The sequence below is a fragment of the Vibrio sp. Vb0304 genome (assembly GCF_033338995.1).
Classification (GTDB): Bacteria; Pseudomonadota; Gammaproteobacteria; order Enterobacterales; family Vibrionaceae; genus Vibrio; species Vibrio alginolyticus.
Window position 1 is genome coordinate 117,594 of record NZ_JAWOTT010000001.1, and the last position, 19,777, is coordinate 137,370.

A 19,777-nucleotide genomic window follows, 5' to 3' on the forward strand; every position below is an offset into this window, starting at 1 on the left:
CGTATTAAAAAGCGAGTGGGAAGAGCGACGCTTACTTATCTATTTGAGGATGAGAGTATTGCTGATATTCAGGTAACTCTTTTCTTAAATTACTAAATGTCGCCCATGCACTTTCTTTTGAAAGTTTGTTGATCAGCCAGTTTGGCAATAGACCTCCGGGGTCAGCAAACGCCTTGTATTCCACGAGTGTTGTATCGTTTGTGAGTTTTTGTAATTCCCAAGTCGCATCAACCGAGCGAATTCGAACATAACCATTTTGTTCAGCAAGATATGAGTCAGGTGCGCTTTTGATTTCTATGGTGAATCCCAGCTCATCGACCCAGTACTTTGAGTAGGTGACCATATCCCGATTTTTGGCAGGCCATGGTGCTTTAAACTGGGTGTAAACGATGTTCTCGGTGGCCGATATTTGATTTAAAACCCGGCTATGACTGGTATTGTCAATCCAGTTCGGGATATTGTCACTGTCTTCTAGTAGCGTTAAAAATGCACCATAGCTGGTGGGTGTGAACATCCGGGCACGGATCTCAACTAAACCGTCACTATGTTCTCGGGAGTAAATTGTGATTCCATTCTTGTCACTCTCGAACTGCCAGTTCTCGTTGGCGCTCGCGTCAGTACCAGCGGATATCAATGTGGCGAGTGTTAAGGCGCCAATTCTTAAATGCAACATCATGTTAGTATCCGCCAACTTTTCCTAAATTTAAGTTTATACTATTTGTTGTAGCTATAAGGACAATAGTATGTTTTTTGTTATTGTTCTGAAGGTTGCTCTGCACTGAAGCCACGTTGAATGTTGGTGAAGGTAAGCGATGCAAATATTACGATAACGATCGCTAGATGCCATGCTTGACTCAATCCAAGCTGCACCAGAGTTAAGCTGACCAATGAGGAGACGACCATTTGTCCACCACCAGACATTGCCGCTGCGGCACCTGCTTGCTTTTTATAAGGTTGCATTACCATCGCTTGTGCACAAGGTAGGGCAATACCATTACCCAAGATCATTAATAGCTGTCCTAGCATCAGAAATAGAGGCTCAACAGGGCAGAAAAATAACCATATTGCGGCAGCGAGGTGAAGAAATGGGGTGCAAAGCAGCATTTTTTTATTGCCAATAATTGGCCTTACTCGGTTACAAATCGTGGTACCACATAACATACCCAAAGCGGGAATGAGCGCCCACATCGCGTATTGAGCGGAGGTCATGCCAATTTGATCTTGCATGATAAATGGCATCACAGAGACTGTCGTAATCATTAAGCTGAAGTTTAACCAACTGATACTGGCGAAACTCATAAAGTAACGAGATGTAATTAAGCTCTTGTATTGGAGCAACATTTTTCGGGGTGACGGAATGACAGAACGTTTTGTGATGGTTTCTGTGAACTTAAAGGCGATGATTACCCAGGCCAGCGAGACATAGCCCAATAGAGAAATAAACACCATACTCCAACCGAAGTGGAAGTTGATAAAGCCGCCAATCACAGGTGCAATAAGTGGCGTGATTGAAGCCGCCATGGCGATGTAAGACATTGCCACTGGGAGTTCATCCCCGCTAAATCTATCTCGAGTCGACGCTCTCGCGAGTACCGCGCAGCATCCTGTACCTAACCCTTGTAAAAAGCGCCCCATCACCATCCCTGTAAATGTGTCACTGAAGAAAATAATCATCAGCAGACCAGACATCGCGATGAGTAAACCGGTAAGTAATACTCTTTTTCGTCCTAAAGCATCTGACACTGGCCCGTAGATAAATTGAGAGGGGCCAAAGCCGAGCAAATAAATACTCACAAGTAGTTGAGCTTGGTCGAGGGAGATGGAAAAGTCTTTTGCTATCCATGGCAAAGAGGGCATGACTAGCCCCATGCTCAACTGGCCAACGCTAATAATAAGACAGGCGAGTAGTATAGTATGAAAGTTGATTGGGCGACTCATGACGGGTCTCCATTCAAACAACTTTTTTGGCGTCGTGATCTTAAGCCACCTTCGTCATCCACTTCATTTAGCTTTGCTTTGACCCGCTTCACAGTCGATAGACTGACTTCGCATTGCTCTGCCACGTTTTGCAATGTGTAGCCTTCTAGCAGTAACGTTGCGATCTGTTGGTGTTTGGTTTTGTTTGCGGGGCGGCCGCGAAACTTCTGTTTCCATAATTCTGGCTGCTCTTTAATGGCCTGTCGCCCTTGCTCTGCGGCAAACAGGCGATGTTCAGTCTGCACTTTCCCATATCCAGATAACACTGTGAGTAGTGTTTGAGTTTGAACAGAACCTGGCTCAAAAGTTAGTGATTCACATACGGTTTTCAATGTTACCCCTTTATCGAGTAGCATTTTTATTGTGTTCAATGCTTGACTAAAGTCGCGACCAAATGCGGTCAGCCACCAGAGCACAATCGTATCCCCAGTTCTGACGGAATCGAGCAGTTGTAAGAATGCCTCTCTCTCGGTTGGAGGCATGCAACCACGAACCTTATCCTCAAAATGCTGAGCTTCGGGCGCAAAAGCTTTTAGAGTATTAAGGTGCTCTTGGTAAGCTCGATTTTTTGGCGAATAACGAGTGTAAAGATACGTGGTCATAAGGATTATGAGCCCCTTTTCTTTTGGTTCATATAGTGTAATGGCTCATAAATATACATGGGTTCATTAATTCTTACAACACTAAATGAGCCGTTTGGGAGTCAGGGGCAAATAAAAAGCCAACCGAATGGCTGGCTATAGCTATTTAAGCTTTTGTTGTCTGTCGCTCGATTAACTTCACTGGCACCATCATTTTTACTAGGCTGCCGTTTTTCGTATTAATTTGATCAACAATGATCTTCACGCACTCGCGAGCGAGGCGACGGAAATCCTGGCGGAATGTGGTTAATTGATAGCTTAACCATTCTGTCTGAGGAATATTATCAAAGCCAATGACTTGTAAGTCCTGAGGAATGCTCAACCCGCATTCTATACGGGCGATATCCATGACCGCCATCGCAAGGTTATCGGTTGCACAGAACACCGCTTCAGGCCGATTTTTGTCTGCCAGTATGGCACGGACTTTATCAAGTGAGCTCGCGTAGTCATAGCTGGCTTCAATGATGCGTGGCGTCTTGCCGGTTAGGTCTTCAAATTCAGAGCAGAAGCCGCTTTGACGTTCGTCATTCGTAAAGGTTGGCACTTCTCCCGTCAAATAAACCGCGTTCTTCACGCCACTTTTGTGCAGAAGTTGCGCAGCTTGTTGGCCTGCTTCGTAGTTGTCACTGATAACGTAGCTACTCCTAGTACCTTCAACAACTCGTGCGTATTGAACAATTGGGATATTAAACTCTTCACATTCTTCATAAAGGGACTTATTGAAGGTTGCGGAAGCAGCAATGACACCATCGACGCGATACTGGAAGATATTTGGGATTGAGTGGCCCTCTTCTTCATCCACTTGCCATGGAATCAATACGGCAGAATAACCTTTTTTCTGTAACTCACTGGAAATTAATTGCAGTGTTTTCATATGGATAGGGTAATCCGCATCAGGAAACACCAAACCTATCAATTTCGATTCGTTTGTGGTCAGGCTACGTGCAAAGGCGTTAGGGCGGTAGTTAAGGGCTTTAGCCGCTTCAAAGACTTTTTGCTTGGTCTTTTCGGATACTGAGCTACCCGGAACAAACACGCGCGATACAGTAGATTGAGAGACGCCTGCCATCTTTGCCACATCTTTTGATGTGACTACGTGTTTAATTGATTTCATGAATAAAACTTAGTTGCCAGTAATTGAGGTCATAAGACTAGCATAAATAGGTACGTATTCATAAATGTTCTGACGGGGTATCCTAAGTAGAATAATGGCTTTGGAGTGTTAAAAAGCAAAATGTGGGTTAACCCATTTGGTTTGCTTTGAGCTAGCACTAGATCTAGAGCGTAGATACTGTCCGTTTGTTGGACGTACAGTATCTGCGTAAAGAACATTAATTTGCTTGTTTGACTGCAACTTTACGTTTTGGGCGAGGAGTGAATACCCCATGTATCCGATGCAAGCGGTAGCGACAAGAATAGAGCAGCCACGCATAAAGTTAATCAGCATAGGAGCGTTGTCGGTAAACGCGTTGATCCCCCAAAGCATCACGATCGAGAATACAAACATCACTAGTAAGCCATAACATGGAGCATCGATTTTGCCGGGAACGACATACCAACCATCTTCCTTGATTGGTTTATTTAGACGAGCATATTCCGCTTGCTGGCCTTTCACTGTGTAAAGATGCATTTCATCTTGTTTACCCGTCAGGAGAAGGCTAGCAATGTAAGCGACAACGGCATTCACAAGGACTCCAATCACGCAATACCAAGGCCACGCAATATCGGTCGCAACGGCTACATACCAAATCACCAAGAAGCTAGCAGCAACGCCAATTAACAAGCCTTTTTCCGTAATGTGTTTTGAGTAGAAACCAAGGACGAACATACAGAAGCTCGCACCGACAAAGTAAGAGCCTGCCTTACTCAGCACTTCCAGTACCGAGCCTGTGCTGGTGGCAAACATGATCGCTGGAATGATGACCAAAATCGCCCACGCCACCGTGAAGAAACGCGATACCTTTAAGTAATGCTCTTCCGACTCGTTTTGCTTGTAGAAGCGTTTGTAAAAGTCAGCCACAGAAACGGTCGCCATTGAGTTAAATGCGGAATCGAGACTCGACATACTTGCCGCCAGAATCGCAGCGGCAATGATGCCCATCAAGCCTGGCATTCCATATTCACTCGCATAATGAAGAATGATGGTGTTGCCGTTTTCAAACTCTTTACCGTCGTAATAAGCGTTGAATAGGACGCCAAGCAAGATAAAGACAAAGTAAATAAAGAAGGCCACGTAGCCCATCATCAACATTGCCTTTTTCGCATCGCCCATGTTTTTCGCGGCCATACAACGTTGTACCATCATCTGGTTACCGCCATACACGGTGGTGTGGAACATCGTCATTGCGATAACGCCGGCCCATACAGTCGTTACTTGGCTTAGGTCAAAACTTGTTTGTAGGGCATCGGTCATTCCTTTCGCTTTGAGTTCTGCCATGACCTCCGTCATTGGAGCAGGCATGCCATTCCAAACGGCTTCAATGATGATGAATGCGCCAATAAATAAGATTACTGCTTGAATCACATCGGTCCAAATGACAGCCGCGATACCGCCCATTACGGTGTAGATAAGGGCAATTGCAGTGACGATCATGATGCAGTACATCACGTCGATACCAGTAATGAACTCCAAAATCATTGCTGTCGCGTAGAGTACGGCTGCCGAGCTCAATGCTTGTTTGATAAGGAAGATAAACGACAAAGTCAGTCGTGAAGCCTTGCCGAAGCGTCGTTCTTGATACTCGTAGATAGAGGTTAAACCGTTGTTGTAGAAAAACGGCATAAACACAGCCACGATGAAGAAGATCACCAGCGGATAATTGAGGTGAATCGCGATAACCGACAGGCCTTCTTTGTAAGACCAAGCTGGCCCACCAAGGAAAGACATGGCACTCACGTAAGTACAAACGACAGAAATACCGATCGCCCACCAAGGGATGCTCTTATCACCCAAAGCGAATTGGCTAGCTGAAGTTACTCGCTTACCAATCACCGCACCCAATACTAGCGTTAGGGCTATGTATCCCCCAAGGATGCTCCAGTTAAGTGCGCCAAACTCATGCATAATTAGGTCCTTCTAACTGTTCTTTCATTTGTGCAAACACGTCATAGCCAAGTTGCAGCAGGATATGAACGATGTCGATCGCCACCCAGTTTTCTTTCAGTAAATCGCCTTCGCGTCGCCAAATGTCCATAACGCGAAGTTCGATGTGTTTTCCTGTCGGGGCGAGACCGAGCCAGCCACTGTGACCAGTGTGAGTACCATGCATATGTGGCCAACCACCTGTGGATACGTAGTCATTTTTGGCCAAAAAATTGACCTCAATATCGACACTTCGGTCAGGGAAGGCAAACACAAATGGCGCTTGATGGTGGTTACGGAAACCTTTGATACCGCGCGTAGTACCAATACCAGCAGGGCCGTACCACATAAAGTCATTGTGCCAGTAGTTTTCTAAATCCATCGAGAAAAGATCTTTGCCATCAAAACGACCCAAGCAAGACAGCATATCTTCAACCAGCTGGGCGCTCTTTTCACTTTCTTCCAAAGACACAACAGATTGTTGAATACCGTTAGAAGTTGCAGGAGAAGGAACCAAGCCATCGTGACCTAAGCTTTTACGAAGAGGGTTGCAGCCTGCTTGATTCATCGCGTCGATGAAGTCTGGGATCATGTAAGATTCGGTGATTTGGTCGTTCTCCACACACACCATTTCGGTGTAACGCAAGTAGAGTGTTTTCCCTGTTGCTGGGATGCCAAACAGTGGTTGTTCAAATGTACCGATAAAGTAGCCGGTAGAGTTGTACCAAGTGCGGCCTTCGTATTCGCCGTGCATAACAATTATTGGTCGGCGCTCGGCGTCAGGCAAAGCATTAACAAGTGGTGAGAGGAAAGATTCGTGGGTTGCATCTGGGCCATTAAGATCGTTCACAGGGTGCGCCACGCACCATTTTACGTCAGGGTTCAAAGTTTGCAGAGCGGCCTGTTTTTGCTCGATGTCTGCGGCTTTGAAGTAGTTCTGGTAGAACTGTTCGATGATGTTGAGTGACATGTTGCTTCCTTACTGTCCGTGATTTTAATAAATAGTGTTTAGTCAGCCGTTAGCCTTGCTGAAGCAGGATTTGCTTCCAGATTGCGGTCTCGTCAAACAAAGTGAATTCGCGACGAAGACCCCAAGGGCCAAACTCAGCGTGGCTGATCCCCATGATGTAAACCTCTTTTCCTGAAGGCTTACCAAACATCCCATATCCCTCATGCTTACCGTGCAAAGACCATCGAATTGCCGCGCGTGGTGACATCATGTCGTCATCTCGGCCAATACGATGGTGAACGGTAAATTGAGCATTTGGGAAAGACGCACGAAGTGCCATCCAAAAATGATCGACTTCCGAGTGTGATAGGGCAGTTTGACCGCCAGTGTATTCGCCGATGCAAGCGCGGTCGTACTCTTTCGGTACTATTGAGAACTCGGCATTCATAAGGCTTCTGAGAATTGCTTCATATCGATGACCATATTCGTTGTCGTTGCCTACGCCCAAATAAGGTCCAGGAATGTCGACTTCAGGTGTGAACGGAAATGGGCTTGATTCCACGCCACCTTCAAATTCGATTTGTTGGCGTGCAAACTCTTCTGACGTCATGCCCAGTTGGTTCGCGATATCGGCTTGATCGCGAACCAACCATTCGTCATTGATTTGGTTATTGATAGCGTGGCAATCTGCGATAATACGGAAACGAAGTTTGCGGTTCGAGGCTTGCCCGTAGAAGCCGTTGCCACTGTGTGTTGCAGTAGAGATGATTCGATGAGAAGAAAGCATGCCTTGTTCCGGGGTGCCTGACCAAATGACGTCTTCGCCATATAGCGTGCGATCGGGAAACTCGGCCAGTGTCGCCATTGTTGCACTGATCACCCCTTCGTTTCCTTGAACGATAGAGAGTGGAGTACGCACAACAATGTCGGGAGAGTAGTAGTGTTCTAAGGTGTTTAAACCTCGGTCTTCCCAAATCTCTTTTGTGATACCAAGAATGTAGTCGGGAAAATCACGCCACTTTTCATCGAAGCCAACCATGGCCATAAATCACCTCCGTAATTGAATAATTATGTTTTGATTACGTATTCAAAATATATCATGTTGCCATTTTGTCAACGGATTGTTTTTTGATTGTTTAAATAGCGTGCTGATGATCAGACTTTTAACAATTGAGCGGAAAACAAACTAAAAAAGTACAGGAGAGATGGAAGCTATCTCTTATCGAGACGTGTTAATAAGAAAGGAGGTCAAAGTTTTTTGTATGAATTTCCTAATATCTTATTGTTTTTTAATCGCTTAATTTATTTTTATCTGTTTGAATGGAAACAAATGATTAAGCCAAAACTGATAATCATGCAGATCAAGGCACCCAAATAGACTTTATCGCTAATATTCAGCTATTTTGGTGTCAATTATCCTTATATCTTTCAAATTTTCCTTTTGCATACGAATGCTTAAAGGCTTTTTTATTAAATCGGAAGTAAATAACGAATAAGCCACTAGAAAGGTGTTTATCTAGTGGCTATAACAGTCATAAGCGCTCTATGAGTGCAACGATCAGGATAAAAGCGCAGGTAACGATAGCGAGATGGCAGGGATGAAGGTAATCAACATCAAGGCCACTATCATTGCCCCAATCCAGCCCATAATGGCTTTAGAGAGCGACTCTATCGGTACTTTGCCTACCTGACTTGCCATAAACAAGTTGGCACCTAAAGGAGGCGTAACAAAGCCAATGGCCAAGTTCACGATCATCACGATACCAAAATGAACGGGGTCCATGCCGAGTGCTGACGTAATGGGTAGCAGAATTGGTGTGAGAATAACAATGGCCGCCAGCGTTTCCATGAAGGTACCGACAAGCAACAACAGAACATTGATGCAAAGCAGTATCAGCAGTTTGTTTTCGGTAATCGATAGAATGAACTGAGCGATCTCGGTCGGTAGACGTTCTAGGGTCAATATGCGGCCAAACGTCACGGACGCACCCACAATGACGAGCACAGCGCCAACTAACAGTGACGACTCTAGAATGATTTTCACCACTTGCGCTGGTTTGAGCTCTTTATAAACAAACATGCCAAAGAATAAGCCATAGAGCACACCAATGGCGGCTGATTCGGTAGGTGTGAAGATACCGGAATAGATACCGCCGAGAATGATCACGGGTAGTAGCATTGCCCAACTGGCTTCTTTTAGCGCATCAAGACGCTCTGCCCAGGTCGCTTTGCGCTCGTTACCTGTGTAGCCCCGCATTTTTGAGACAATTAGACAGTAGCCGATCAATACCATACCGACGACCAAGCCAGGAATGATGCCCGCCATGAACATCTTGGTGACCGAGACTTCAGCTGTGATCGCGTAGACGATCATCACCACAGAGGGTGGAATAATGACGCCAATCCCGCCGGAAGAGGCGATCAAGGCACCGGCAAAGCTGCGGTCGTAGCCTTTCTTCACCATAGAGGGAATCATCGTCAGGCCGATAGCGGCAACGGTGGCAGACCCTGTACCAGAGATGGAAGCGAAGAACATGCACGCCACAATGGCGACGATGCCAAGCCCACCAGTAAAGTGGCCAAAGAAGACCTCCGCCACGTGTAATAATCGTTTTGAGATCCCTCCTTGGCTCATAAGGTTACCTGCCAAGGTAAATAGAACGACGGCGAGGAGAGGGAAAGAGTCGAGCCCTGTTACCATTCCTTGGACTAAAAACTCAATGTTAAGAAACGGCAGACTGAGTATCGCGACCATACTGGCTGCCGCCAGAGCAATACCGACCGGAACGCCAATGAGCAGAAGCAGACCAAAGCTGCCAAACAAAAGTGCAGACGTCATGCGTTAAACTCCAATAGTCGGTTAGAAGTACGATACTTTGCTTTGATATGGCGATAGCGTTGGCGAGAAAAGCGAACTCGTTCATTGCTGGTGGAGCACGCGTTCACACGTTGATAAATGCTTGTCACTAGGCGCACGCAGCTTAATAGTGCGCAAACTAAAACAGAGGCATACAAACACGCAATAGGAATTTCCATTGCGGGTGCAATCTGACCGAGTTGCAGGCTGCGGTTTATAACCTTAAATCCAAACCAGGCGACAGTTGCACTAAAGGCAAGGTAGATAAGATCAGAGACAATCAAACTGAATTGCGTCCAATTGCCCGGAAGTTTATCGATGAACACACGAATGCGGATGTGTCGATCATCTCGGATACAGTAGCTGATGCTCAGGTACATCGCCCATACGAATAAATAACGAGCCAGCTCTTCAGCCCACGCGATCGTTGCATCGAACAGGCGTAGGGCGATTTGCAAGCACAGTAAAGTTGTCATCGTTGAGATCGCGATAACGATAAGGGTTGGTTCTAGGTATTTGTCTAGTAAGCGAAACCACTTCATGTTCACCTCCAAAACGAGAAAGCACGACCTGTTGCCAGATCGTGCAAAAGAGTGGGAGTTATAGGCGTTCTATCTCGGCCATCACGTTGTCAAACAAGTCTTTACCCGTTTTACTGCGCAAGTCCTGGTACACGGCCGCATTCATTTTCTCTTTCATGATGCTGCGTACCTCGTCTGGGACGATGTTAACCGTCATGCCTTTTGCTTCGAGCTCTTTGATTACTTCTTGGTTTTGCTGCGCGGCGAGCTCACGCTGTTTTGCGATGGTTTCTTTGCTTACTTCACTGATCAGCGCCTGTTGCTCTGCAGGAAGTGAATCCCAAAACGATTTGTTCATGAACAGCACGTAGTTAGTGTAAATGTGGTTAGTCAAAGAGAGGTATTTCTGCGCTTCATAAAAGCGTTCGGCATAAATTGAATAGATGCCGCTTTCTTGAGCGTTAATCAGACCTTGTTGGAGCGAGGTAAAAATTTCTCCCCAAGACAGAGGTGTTGGCGCAGTACCAATAGATTTCCACGCGCTTATTTGAGTGGGGTTAGATGCCGAGCGAATCTTTAGCCCTTTCAGGTCCTCAATACTATCAATTGGCTGTTTGTTGTTGGTCACGCTACGAAAGCCGACCTCCATAAAGCCAAGTCCATGAAAGCCTTTTGATTCCATAGCATTCAACAATGGTTGTCCGATCTTCTCACTGTCGAGCGCTTTGTGTGCTTGCTCTTCGCTATCAAAAAGGTAGAACACGTCGAGCACGTTAAACTCTGGGACGTAGGGAGAGAGTAAAACTGACGCACCAAACGTCATTTGTAAGTTGCCTTGCTGTACGAGTTCAGTCGTCTCACGCACATCGCCTAGTTGTCTTGCCGGATAGATTTCAACTTCTATCTCACCGTTTGAGCGAGCTTCCACTTCTTGTTCGAAATAGAGCATTGCTTTGTGTACGGGAGAGGTTTCTTGACTGTCATGAGCAAGACGAATAACACTGTTTGCAAACGTATTCATGCTGATAAATGCAAGCCCCAGTGCGGTAAGTGAAGTAAGGATTGCTTTCTTCATCGTTCTTCCTTGTTTCTGGTATGACCTGCCATGGGCATTCGTCGGCAAGTCACACAACTTTTTATGTTTTTATAAATTAGTTGAGCAATTCATATCCATTTTGCATACGAATCCAAAATAAAACATTAAAGTAACAAGTCAATAACAAAATTGATGAATTGATGAGGAATTAAATAACGATTGGTGAAAATTTAATCGCGATCACAGAAAATGCCTTACTTGAAAGTAAGACATTTTGTTTATGAAGAATGAATAAAAATGGATTTATTAAATGGTGCTACTACGTTCGATCAAGGTGCCTTGCTCGAAAAGGTATTCGCCAGTTGCATCCAGGTTGCCGTTGATTCGATTCATCAAGTCTTCAACCGCTCGTTTAACAATTTTGTCGACTGGTTGAGCAATGGTGGTCAAATCATAGCTCGGCCATGCAGACATCGGAATGTTATCTACACCCATCACAGAGAAGTCTTGGGGGATCTTTGCTCCGGCTTGTCGCAAGCCATCCATCACACCCATGGCGAGGATGTCGTTTGCACAAAAAATTGCATCGGGTTTACTGGTATGCGACAAGATCGCTTTCGCCGCTTTTAAGCCTGCTTCAAAGCTGTACTTGGCTTGGATAAAGGTTGGTGACGGGGAGCCGAGTTCTTGCAATTTTGAAGAGAAACCCAGCCAACGCTCTTCACTGGTCATGGAGCCAGCATCGCCACTGATGTAAGCACACTGTTTTGCGCCTTTCTGCGTTAAATACTCGGCTGCTTGTTGGCCCGCCAAGCGGTTATCAATACCAGAGCTGTTGGCATTAATGCCTTCGGCGTAGCGGTTGATCAAGCTTAAGTGAACGCCAAACTTTTCGCATTGGGCAAACGCGCGTGAAGTTAAACGGCTGGTGGCGATAACGAGTCCGTCCACTTGGTATTCAATGGCGCGTGAAATGGCGAGATCGAGGTCGTCCTTGTCGATAGGGCAAAGCACAACTTGTCCGCCTCGCTTTTGAATTTCGACAGCCAAAGCACGAGATTGCATGTCGTACATTGGGTTTGATTCGCTATCTAACGCAATCGCCACTAAGCCTGAACGATTCGAAATCAGACCTCGGGCGATGGCATTCGGTGTGTATCCGAGCTTAGCTGCGGCATCCATCACCATTTTGCGTTTCTTCTCGCTAATACTCGCAGTCGGGCTGAATGCTCTAGATACCGTCGATTGAGAGACGCCGAGCATCTTCGCGACGTCGATCGAAGTTACTTTCGCTTTAATGGTGATACTCCTTATTTAAGGCCATTGAACCTGCTCATACGTGCTGAGTGTATGGGCTAGGGGATTTCTGTGTCTAGAGCATTACATTGATAAGGCGTAAATATCAGAGAAAACTCAAGAATTCATCACATTTCTCTCTTGCTTGAAGCCATCAATGATCATTTTGTGTTCAGAGCCAACACAAAAGAAGCTAACGCCGAGTTCACGCCATTCCCGAGCTTGTTGAGCCGTCGCGACAAACATGCCAACAGGTTTATTGGCGGCTCTGGCCGCTTCGATTACTCGCATACTTGCTTGTGCGACTTTCTCATCATGAACGCTATCAGCACCATAAGCGACAGTGAGATCAACTTGGCCAATGAAGAGCGCATCAATTCCTTCAACATTGGCAATCGCTTCAACATTTTCAACCCCTTGAGGGTCTTCAATTTGTGCAATGACAATCGTATTCGCACGGCTGTCTTTTAAGTGTTCAACCATGGGCTTAGTGGCGTATTGCGCTGCTCGACTGGAACCAGCATACCCTCGGCCACCTTCGCCGTAATGGCAGATTTTCGCCAGTTGCGTCGCTTGCTCAGCAGTACAAACATGGGGAATTTGTACACCCGCCGCGCCACAGTCAAGCGCGTTCAAAATGGTTGAAGGAGCGCTGTCTTGTACTCGTACCACGCACGCGAGGTCATTCGCTCTGGCCGCCATGATGCACAGATCAAGCGAGGAACGATCGAAAGGTGCGTGCTCTGCATCCAGTACCACAAAAGGCAACTCTGCCAGTGCCAATACCTCGATAATGTGAGGATGAGGGGTTTTAACAAATGTACCTAATAGCGTTTCTTTAGTCAGACGTTGCTTAAAATTGCTCATAATTCTCTCCTTTGCAAAGGTATGCAAAAACTAACACGGTGAAATGTAAATGATGAGTAAAAATGATGTGATCTAAAACTCATTTTTGATTAAAAATTAAACTCAATCAAGGTCCTTATTACTTACTTTTATTTGTTTAAATTAATCAATACAAAGGCTTAAGGGTGGTTTTTTTGGTTTGTTGACTTAACTTGTCAAATGTTAATTAAGTGTTTAATCTGATTTTGCATTCGTATCCAAAAGCATAAAAATAACCGTTCGTCAGCCTCAATGTTCAAGGAGAAACCCAATGGCACGCATTTTAAAAAACGGAATCACTGAAGAAGCATCAGCATCAAACGACGCAAAAGTGCGTCAGATTGTTGAAAACATTCTTGCTGATATTGAATCGAAAGGTGATAGCGCTGTACGTGAGTTGTCTGAAAAGTTTGATAACTGGTCGCCGGAGCAATTCCGCCTGTCAGAAGAGCAAATCCAAGCCTGTGTGGATGCGCTTGATGAATCGACTCGTCATGATATCGAGTTCGCTCAGCAACAAGTTCGAAACTTTGCTCAAATTCAACGTGACTCAATGAAAGACGTCGAAGTAGAAACCATGCCTGGTGTGGTACTGGGGCATAAAAATATTCCAGTCAACAGCGTGGGTTGTTACATCCCTGGCGGTAAATACCCATTGGTTGCATCCGCTCACATGAGTGTACTGACGGCGAAAGTCGCGGGCGTAAAACGTGTTATTGCTTGTGCGCCACCGTTTAATGGCCAGCCGAATGTGGCGATTGTCGCTGCGATGGCAATGGCGGGTGCGGATGAAATCTATTGCTTCGGTGGTGTTCAGGCGGTAGGTGCAATGGCTCTGGGGACGGAGACTATTGCACCGGTCGATATGATTGTAGGGCCGGGTAACGCATTTGTAGCAGAGGCAAAACGTCAGTTGTTTGGTCGCGTCGGTATCGATTTGTTTGCAGGCCCAACGGAAACCCTAGTCATTGCCGATGAGAAAGGCTGTGACCCAGAATTGGCAGCGGCAGATTTGCTTGGTCAGGCTGAGCATGGTTACAACTCTCCCGCTGTATTGTTGACCAATAGCGAAACATTTGCGCAAGAAACCATTAAAGAGATCGAACGTCAGTTAACCATTCTCCCAACGGCTGAAGTCGCGGGTAAAGCGTGGGCAGATTACGGACAAGTGATTGTGTGTGATAGCTACGAAGAAATGGTGGAAGTGGCAGACGATATCGCTTCTGAACACGTTCAAGTGATGACGGAAGATCCTAAATACTTCCTAGATAACATGACCAACTACGGTGCCTTGTTCCTAGGTCGTGAAACCAACGTTTCTTACGGCGATAAATGTATTGGTACCAACCATACACTGCCAACGAAGAAAGCGGCGCGATACACCGGTGGTCTTTGGGTAGGTAAATTTATCAAAACCTGTACTTACCAGCGTGTAACGGAAGCTGCGTCCCTCAAAGTCGGTGAGTATTGCTCTCGCTTGTGTGCACTCGAAGGTTTTGCTGGCCACAAAGAGCAAGCGGATATTCGTGTGCGCCGTTACAAAGGCAAAGTAGAAGAGGCGTAATATGTCGAAACTTGCCTTAGTCACAGGCGGCAGTGGCGGACTGGGTGCCGCCATTTGTCGCAAGCTAGCTGAATCGGGATATCGCGTAATTCTGACTTACAACAGTAATCATAAAGCGGCCGAGGATGTGCTTTCCTCGCTGCCACGTAACGAGCATCTAGCATTCAAATTGAACGTGGCAGATTCTAGTGCGATTGAACAGCTTAAACATCAAGTCAGTGAAATAAGCGACAAGCTGGATTTGTTGGTCAACTGTGCGGGGATGACGAAATTCGTCGCGCACTCTGATTTGCAAAGTTTAGATGACCAGCTGTTTGACCAAATTTTCCAAGTGAACGTCCGTGCGCCTTTTGCCATGGTTCGAGCGTTTGAGCCTTGGCTTAAGCAAGCCAATGGTTGTGTGGTGAACATTACTTCTATCGCGGCACAGACTGCGATGGGGAGCAACATTGCTTACTGTGCAAGTAAATCTGCCGCGGAGAACATGACCCGTTCTTTAGCTCGCGCTCTGTCTCCCGAGGTTCGAGTTCTGGCTGTTGCTCCAGGGCTTGTCGACACTGAGTTTGTCAAAGGCTTGGATGATGCATGGCGTAATCAACAAGAACAATCCACACCGCTTAAGCGTTTAGCCAATGATGAAGAAGTCGCTCAAGCCGTGTACGCCGTGGCAGATCTTCTTACCTTCTCGACAGGCAATACCATCGCGGTTGATGGTGGGCGACCTTTAGGTCTGTAACACACTTTCGGTCTGTAACTAACTTTAGGCTTGTAACTAACAATTCAAAGGCTAGGTCCAAACAAGGACAACAAGGATTTACAATGACTCTACAATCTAAAATGAATAATAATCTGGTCCGCTATATGGAACTGATTCCGGGTACGAGTGCGTTTATTGATGCGCGCACGCCAGGCAGTGACCTCAAAGATAACTTCTGCATTATCGGTGCTGGGGTGGCAGAGAGCAGTCGTCAGCATGTTCATATTCGCGATACGGCGGGCTTTAATATTGGTGCCGCAGGCCAACCGCCGGGCATCAAAAATTCGTTGCACTCTCATCGTACCGCCGAGCTTTTCTTGGTGTTCAAAGGTCAGTTCCGTTTTTATTGGGGGAACGATGGAGAGCATGAGGCGGTGTTGTCTCACGGTGATGTCATCTCGATTCCAACCAATCTCTTCCGTGGATTTGAAGTGGTTGGCCGCGATTACGGCTTTATGTTCTCGGTACTTGGCGGCGACGATTCAGGTGGCGGCGTTATTTGGCATCCAAACGTTATTAAAGACAGTCAAGGTTATGGTTTATACCTCAAAGCCGATGGCACACTCGTGGACACCATTAATGGCGACCCGGTGCCACAAGAATCAGAATTGATGCCGCTGCTTACCGAAGAAGAGCTCGCGACCTTCGATACCTACACCGCAGAAGAGATGATGCCATTTGTCGCTCTGCAAAAAGATTATCGTGAAATCAAAGGCGATTTCGGCGGAAGCAACGTGAAACAATACGCCTTAACGGGTCATCCTTTGGCGAGTTATGACTTCCAAGTAAAGAGTGAAGATGAAGTGAGCATCATGGCTTATGAGCTTTCTGAAGGTGGCTCGATTCCTCAACACTGCCGAGAAGAAAAACAAGTGCTTATCAACTTTGATGGCGATACTGAAGTGGTCCTCACGCATCAAGGCGAACAAGCGAGTGTTGTTTTAACGCGCGGTGATGTGCTGAATGTTCCAGAAGGTGCGTCTTATTCACTGACGAACTTGCGTGGTAATAGTTTGACGTATTGCATTCTTGGGTCTGATCAACCAAAGCCGCTTGCAGGAGAATAAAATGACGCAACCCACCTCGTTAGTTTGGCTACCCGGACTACTTTGTGATGGCACATTGTTTGAGGAAGTCAACCGAGCGTTGCCAAGTTGGGTTGAGCCTTCATGCCCGACGCTGGCCTCATTGCCGTCAATGGAACAGCTGGCGCAGAAAGTGTTGCAAGACGCACCGCAGGAGTTTGTCTTGGGTGGCTTATCAATGGGTGGGATTCTTGCCTTTGAGGTGTACCGTCAAGCGCCAAACAGAGTCAAAGGCTTGATCCTCATGGATACCAATGCAGCAGATGAAAAGCCAGAGGTGACACAAAAGCGTGATGCACTGGTTAATCAGGCATTAAATGGTGAGTTTGAACGCATTACGCCTGACACTCTGATGCCTGTGCTGATTCATCCAAGCCGTTTGCAAGACAAAGCGTTAACTGAGCGTATAGAAGGCATGGCGGTCAATGTAGGTTTGGAGGCATTTGAAGCACATGCTAAAGCGTTAGCAACTCGCCCGGATGCTCGACCTTTATTGGCGGACATTCAAGCTCCTACGTTGGTGATAACAGGTAAAGAAGATAAGCTTTGTCCGCTAGACAATCATCTGCTAATGGAGAGATGCATCCCAAACGTCACGCTTCATGTTATCCCTGAGTGTGGGCATCTATCTACGCTTGAGCAGCCTTTAATTATTAGTGAAGTGATGACTACTTGGCTTCAAGATAACTTTGCTTAGTGTTGATAAGAACTTCATTACTCACCACCTTAAGGTTACTTGGGTATAGGTGGTGAGCGATGAGTATTATCAGAAGTAGTAGCGAATACCTGCCGCGAATTGATCATCACGGTTTTCGAATTTGCTGCCATCGTACTGATCTTTACCTAGGTCGAACTGGTATTCAGTCCAAACTAGGAATTTGTTCTTCTGGAAGTGGTATTCAAGACCAGGAATCAGCAAGTTACGCTCGTAGCCTTGTGTCTCGTCACCGCGATCTTCCATGTAGTTGTAGTTCAACGTTGGGCGTAGGCCGTTATCGAAGTGGTAGTAAGTGTAGATTTCGCCACCTAGGGTATCGAACATTACGTCCGTACCGCCTTGGCTCACTGCTTCCCAGTTTTCGCCAACGTGGAAAGTCGCACCCGCGTAGAAGCCACCGTTGCTGTAGTTTGCGCCCAATAGCATGATGCGCATGTTGTCGCCGTTTTCTACGCCAACCACGCTTGCGTCTAGATCCGCAACTTCATTTTGATGGTAAGCCGCACCAAGTGTTACGCCATCAACCGGTTTGTAAGTGATAGACGCACCCATGCCGTTTTTCAATGAGGCTGTCGCATTGCTTGCTAGAGCAACATCTTCACGCGTGGTTTGGTAAGTAAAGCCGTAGCTCACTTTTTCATTGATTGAATTACGGTACGTGATTGAGTTTTCTGCACGACCAGCACCGGATGCGATACCCCAGTCAGCTAGGTTGTAAACACCTGAGCCACGAGTACCGAATACACGACCTAAATCGGTGTACCATGCTACGTCGTAGAAGGTAGACCACTGCTTAGTACCCGCAGCAATCTTGCCATATTTTTCGTGATCAACACCTGCGTATAGCAAGCGGTCGTAAATGTTGTCGCCGTTCGCGCCAGAGTTGTAGCCCCATTCCGCGTGACCGAAACCAGTCCAGCCGTTATCCAGACCCATTTGGCTTTTCAAACCGAAACGTGAGCTGCCGCTGTTCCATTCGCCGTTGTCATCACCGCCACGGTCTTGGTAGCGAAGATCGAAACGGCCATCGATGGTTAGGCTGTCGCCAGCGTCATTAACAAAAGTGTGTGCAGCAAAGGCTGAGCTAGAAGTAAGCGCTGCTAAAATCACTGCAGAAAGGGTCGACTTTTTCATCATCAATCTCATTATTCAGGGCGCAGAAAGCCACCGTGCGTTCATGCCCGTTTTGAATAAGGGTTCTATCTTGAGGTTGTGCCCCATCCTTGAGGCACGAGTTGGGAGCATGTCACCTGAACCGAGAGGGGATTCAGGCAACATAAAGGCGGGTTGACAACCCGCCCCTAGGACTTCTTATAGAGAAGGGTTTAGGATCTGTTGAGTACGCTCGAACACGTCTAGACCTTGCTGTTTTAGCCAGTAAGGAAGGTCGATCAGTACCCAGTTCTCAGATAGCTTGTCGCCGTCACGGTAGTAAACATCAACCACTTGCATGTCTGCACGTACTTCACCACCTGTCATACCTAGGAAACCACCGATAGGCGTGTTAGATAGGTTTGGCCAGCCGAAGAAACAAGAGAAGTTACCTTCTGCGAAACGACATACGTGGCCGTTAAACTTCTTGTCTTTCAGGTTGTTACGGAACGGCAATTGGTGCTGCTGTTGGTAACGAGGGATTGTGTAAGACGCACCGATACCACATGGACCGTACCAGATCATGTCTTTAGACCAGCTCTTCTCAAGAACTTCTGGTGGGCAACCCATAGCGCCACTGTCGTTTAGTGCAGATAGGTCATCAACCATCTTGTTCACTAGTGCTAGTGTTGCTACGCCTTCTTCTGGTGCTGCGTCTTCGAACAGTAGACCGTCGTGGTTACGAGGGCCAGGGTATACGAAGTGCTTACCTGTTGATGGTGGTAGTGGGTAACAACCCGCTTGGTCCATCGCGCCTAGAAGGTCTAAGAATAGGCCAGTCTTAGTGATCTTGCCGTTTTCAACACAGTTAAATTCTGCGTAACGGATGTTCATGATTTTGCCAGTTGGGCGCATGCCTAGGTATTCAGCGTCGAATAGACCCATGAAGTGACCCATGCTCATTACCCAGATTTCACCTGATGTTACTTCGTTCTCACCACCGATGAAGATGTCTTGACGACGCTGCATGCGAGTCATTGATTTCATCAAAGGAGCCCAGAAAACGTCAGCCGCTGCTTGAGCGCCTTGTTGCTCACGGAATGGGTAAACACCACGCCATAGGTAATCTTCTGAAGTGTGTGCTTTTAGTACTTCTGCCACGTTCTCGTGAGTTGCGTTTTCCATTGCGCTGAAGTATTCACGTACAACGCGTTTCGCTTCTTGATATTTAGACATAATAAACTCTCTTATTTGCTGTCGAGTCGGCTTTGGGAACAGGACTCGAAATTAAGTTTTTTCATCCGGCCGGGGAGCCAG

The 19,777-nt window shown here is 46.6% G+C and carries 17 protein-coding genes and 1 pseudogene; 4 read left to right on the top strand and 14 right to left on the bottom strand.

Going from position 1 to position 19,777, the window contains the following annotated elements; all coding sequences use genetic code 11:
* Positions 1-31: 31 nt before the first annotated feature.
* The 12 genes and pseudogenes from R7P35_RS00490 to R7P35_RS00545 form a co-directional block, all read right to left on the bottom strand.
* Positions 32-676 carry an START domain-containing protein gene (locus tag R7P35_RS00490; protein WP_025768670.1) on the bottom strand — a complete coding sequence of 215 codons (645 nt, stop codon included), beginning with the start codon at positions 674-676 and terminating at the stop codon, positions 32-34.
* A 77-nt stretch (positions 677-753) separates the two neighbouring features.
* A complete protein-coding gene (locus R7P35_RS00495) occupies positions 754-1,938 on the bottom strand; it encodes a multidrug effflux MFS transporter (protein ID WP_025768669.1) in 1,185 nt (394 codons plus the stop codon).
* Positions 1,935-2,579 (bottom strand): recombinase family protein, encoded by a 645-nt coding sequence (locus R7P35_RS00500; RefSeq protein WP_025768668.1) that lies wholly within the window; start codon positions 2,577-2,579, stop codon positions 1,935-1,937. The genes R7P35_RS00495 and R7P35_RS00500 overlap by 4 nt, the downstream gene beginning before the upstream one ends.
* A 145-nt stretch (positions 2,580-2,724) precedes the next feature.
* On the bottom strand, positions 2,725-3,732 hold the full coding sequence (locus tag R7P35_RS00505; RefSeq protein ID WP_005374731.1) for a LacI family DNA-binding transcriptional regulator: 1,008 nt from the start codon (positions 3,730-3,732) through the stop codon (positions 2,725-2,727).
* Between the two features lie 258 nt (positions 3,733-3,990).
* A pseudogene (locus R7P35_RS00510) lies at positions 3,991-5,682 on the bottom strand (sodium:solute symporter family transporter); the annotation flags it as partial.
* Positions 5,675-6,670 (bottom strand): ester cyclase, encoded by a 996-nt coding sequence (locus R7P35_RS00515; protein ID WP_017634491.1) that lies wholly within the window; start codon positions 6,668-6,670, stop codon positions 5,675-5,677. The pseudogene R7P35_RS00510 and the gene R7P35_RS00515, both read right to left, overlap by 8 nt.
* 49 nt (positions 6,671-6,719) lie before the next feature.
* Positions 6,720-7,694: an ester cyclase gene (locus R7P35_RS00520; RefSeq protein ID WP_064376319.1), complete on the bottom strand. Its 975-nt coding sequence runs from the start codon at positions 7,692-7,694 to the stop codon at positions 6,720-6,722.
* A gap of 513 nt (positions 7,695-8,207) precedes the next feature.
* Positions 8,208-9,488 carry a TRAP transporter large permease gene (locus tag R7P35_RS00525; protein ID WP_005383432.1) on the bottom strand — a complete coding sequence of 427 codons (1,281 nt, stop codon included), beginning with the start codon at positions 9,486-9,488 and terminating at the stop codon, positions 8,208-8,210.
* Entirely contained in the window at positions 9,485-10,048 is a 564-nt protein-coding gene (locus R7P35_RS00530) for a TRAP transporter small permease (RefSeq protein WP_206957626.1), read from the bottom strand. Before R7P35_RS00530 ends, R7P35_RS00525 begins: the two co-directional genes overlap by 4 nt.
* A gap of 58 nt (positions 10,049-10,106) precedes the next feature.
* Positions 10,107-11,102, bottom strand: a complete 996-nt coding sequence (locus tag R7P35_RS00535) for a TRAP transporter substrate-binding protein (RefSeq protein WP_318091555.1) — start codon at positions 11,100-11,102, stop codon at positions 10,107-10,109.
* Between the two features lie 267 nt (positions 11,103-11,369).
* Positions 11,370-12,326 carry a LacI family DNA-binding transcriptional regulator gene (locus R7P35_RS00540; RefSeq protein ID WP_182016038.1) on the bottom strand — a complete coding sequence of 319 codons (957 nt, stop codon included), beginning with the start codon at positions 12,324-12,326 and terminating at the stop codon, positions 11,370-11,372.
* 150 nt (positions 12,327-12,476) lie between these two features.
* Positions 12,477-13,226: an HpcH/HpaI aldolase family protein gene (locus tag R7P35_RS00545; RefSeq protein ID WP_005374748.1), complete on the bottom strand. Its 750-nt coding sequence runs from the start codon at positions 13,224-13,226 to the stop codon at positions 12,477-12,479.
* Between the two features lie 289 nt (positions 13,227-13,515).
* On the opposite strand from R7P35_RS00545, the gene hisD reads away from it, so the two are divergent.
* From hisD to R7P35_RS00565, 4 genes are all read left to right on the top strand, one after another.
* A complete protein-coding gene (gene hisD / locus R7P35_RS00550) occupies positions 13,516-14,808 on the top strand; it encodes a histidinol dehydrogenase (protein WP_005374756.1) in 1,293 nt (430 codons plus the stop codon).
* Between the two features lies 1 nt (position 14,809).
* A complete protein-coding gene (locus R7P35_RS00555; RefSeq protein WP_258493993.1) occupies positions 14,810-15,544 on the top strand; it encodes an SDR family NAD(P)-dependent oxidoreductase in 735 nt (244 codons plus the stop codon).
* Between the two features lie 83 nt (positions 15,545-15,627).
* Positions 15,628-16,632, top strand: coding sequence for a cupin (locus R7P35_RS00560; RefSeq protein ID WP_005374765.1), 1,005 nt, complete (start codon positions 15,628-15,630; stop codon positions 16,630-16,632).
* Between the two features lies 1 nt (position 16,633).
* Positions 16,634-17,347 carry an alpha/beta fold hydrolase gene (locus R7P35_RS00565; protein WP_054574867.1) on the top strand — a complete coding sequence of 238 codons (714 nt, stop codon included), beginning with the start codon at positions 16,634-16,636 and terminating at the stop codon, positions 17,345-17,347.
* 69 nt (positions 17,348-17,416) lie between these two features.
* Here the strand turns inward: R7P35_RS00565 and R7P35_RS00570 are convergent, their stop codons facing one another.
* Together R7P35_RS00570 and R7P35_RS00575 are read right to left on the bottom strand one after the other, a co-directional pair.
* On the bottom strand, positions 17,417-18,502 hold the full coding sequence (locus R7P35_RS00570; RefSeq protein WP_318091780.1) for a porin: 1,086 nt from the start codon (positions 18,500-18,502) through the stop codon (positions 17,417-17,419).
* Positions 18,503-18,679: 177 nt separating this feature from the next.
* Entirely contained in the window at positions 18,680-19,696 is a 1,017-nt protein-coding gene (locus tag R7P35_RS00575; RefSeq protein WP_005374772.1) for a nuclear transport factor 2 family protein, read from the bottom strand.
* Positions 19,697-19,777 lie beyond the last annotated feature (81 nt).

Coding starts and splice junctions, on each gene's coding strand:
- R7P35_RS00520 (WP_064376319.1), bottom strand. CDS start 7,694: ATGGCCATGGTTGGCTTCGATGAAAAGTGGCGTGATTTTCCCGACTAC.
- R7P35_RS00560 (WP_005374765.1), top strand. CDS start 15,628: ATGACTCTACAATCTAAAATGAATAATAATCTGGTCCGCTATATGGAA.
- R7P35_RS00565 (WP_054574867.1), top strand. CDS start 16,634: ATGACGCAACCCACCTCGTTAGTTTGGCTACCCGGACTACTTTGTGAT.
- R7P35_RS00525 (WP_005383432.1), bottom strand. CDS start 9,488: ATGACGTCTGCACTTTTGTTTGGCAGCTTTGGTCTGCTTCTGCTCATT.
- R7P35_RS00540 (WP_182016038.1), bottom strand. CDS start 12,326: ATGCTCGGCGTCTCTCAATCGACGGTATCTAGAGCATTCAGCCCGACT.
- R7P35_RS00490 (WP_025768670.1), bottom strand. CDS start 676: ATGATGTTGCATTTAAGAATTGGCGCCTTAACACTCGCCACATTGATA.
- R7P35_RS00500 (WP_025768668.1), bottom strand. CDS start 2,579: ATGACCACGTATCTTTACACTCGTTATTCGCCAAAAAATCGAGCTTAC.
- R7P35_RS00530 (WP_206957626.1), bottom strand. CDS start 10,048: ATGAAGTGGTTTCGCTTACTAGACAAATACCTAGAACCAACCCTTATC.
- R7P35_RS00575 (WP_005374772.1), bottom strand. CDS start 19,696: ATGTCTAAATATCAAGAAGCGAAACGCGTTGTACGTGAATACTTCAGC.
- R7P35_RS00545 (WP_005374748.1), bottom strand. CDS start 13,226: ATGAGCAATTTTAAGCAACGTCTGACTAAAGAAACGCTATTAGGTACA.
- R7P35_RS00515 (WP_017634491.1), bottom strand. CDS start 6,670: ATGTCACTCAACATCATCGAACAGTTCTACCAGAACTACTTCAAAGCC.
- R7P35_RS00505 (WP_005374731.1), bottom strand. CDS start 3,732: ATGAAATCAATTAAACACGTAGTCACATCAAAAGATGTGGCAAAGATG.
- R7P35_RS00570 (WP_318091780.1), bottom strand. CDS start 18,502: ATGAAAAAGTCGACCCTTTCTGCAGTGATTTTAGCAGCGCTTACTTCT.
- R7P35_RS00535 (WP_318091555.1), bottom strand. CDS start 11,102: ATGAAGAAAGCAATCCTTACTTCACTTACCGCACTGGGGCTTGCATTT.
- hisD (WP_005374756.1), top strand. CDS start 13,516: ATGGCACGCATTTTAAAAAACGGAATCACTGAAGAAGCATCAGCATCA.
- R7P35_RS00555 (WP_258493993.1), top strand. CDS start 14,810: ATGTCGAAACTTGCCTTAGTCACAGGCGGCAGTGGCGGACTGGGTGCC.
- R7P35_RS00495 (WP_025768669.1), bottom strand. CDS start 1,938: ATGAGTCGCCCAATCAACTTTCATACTATACTACTCGCCTGTCTTATT.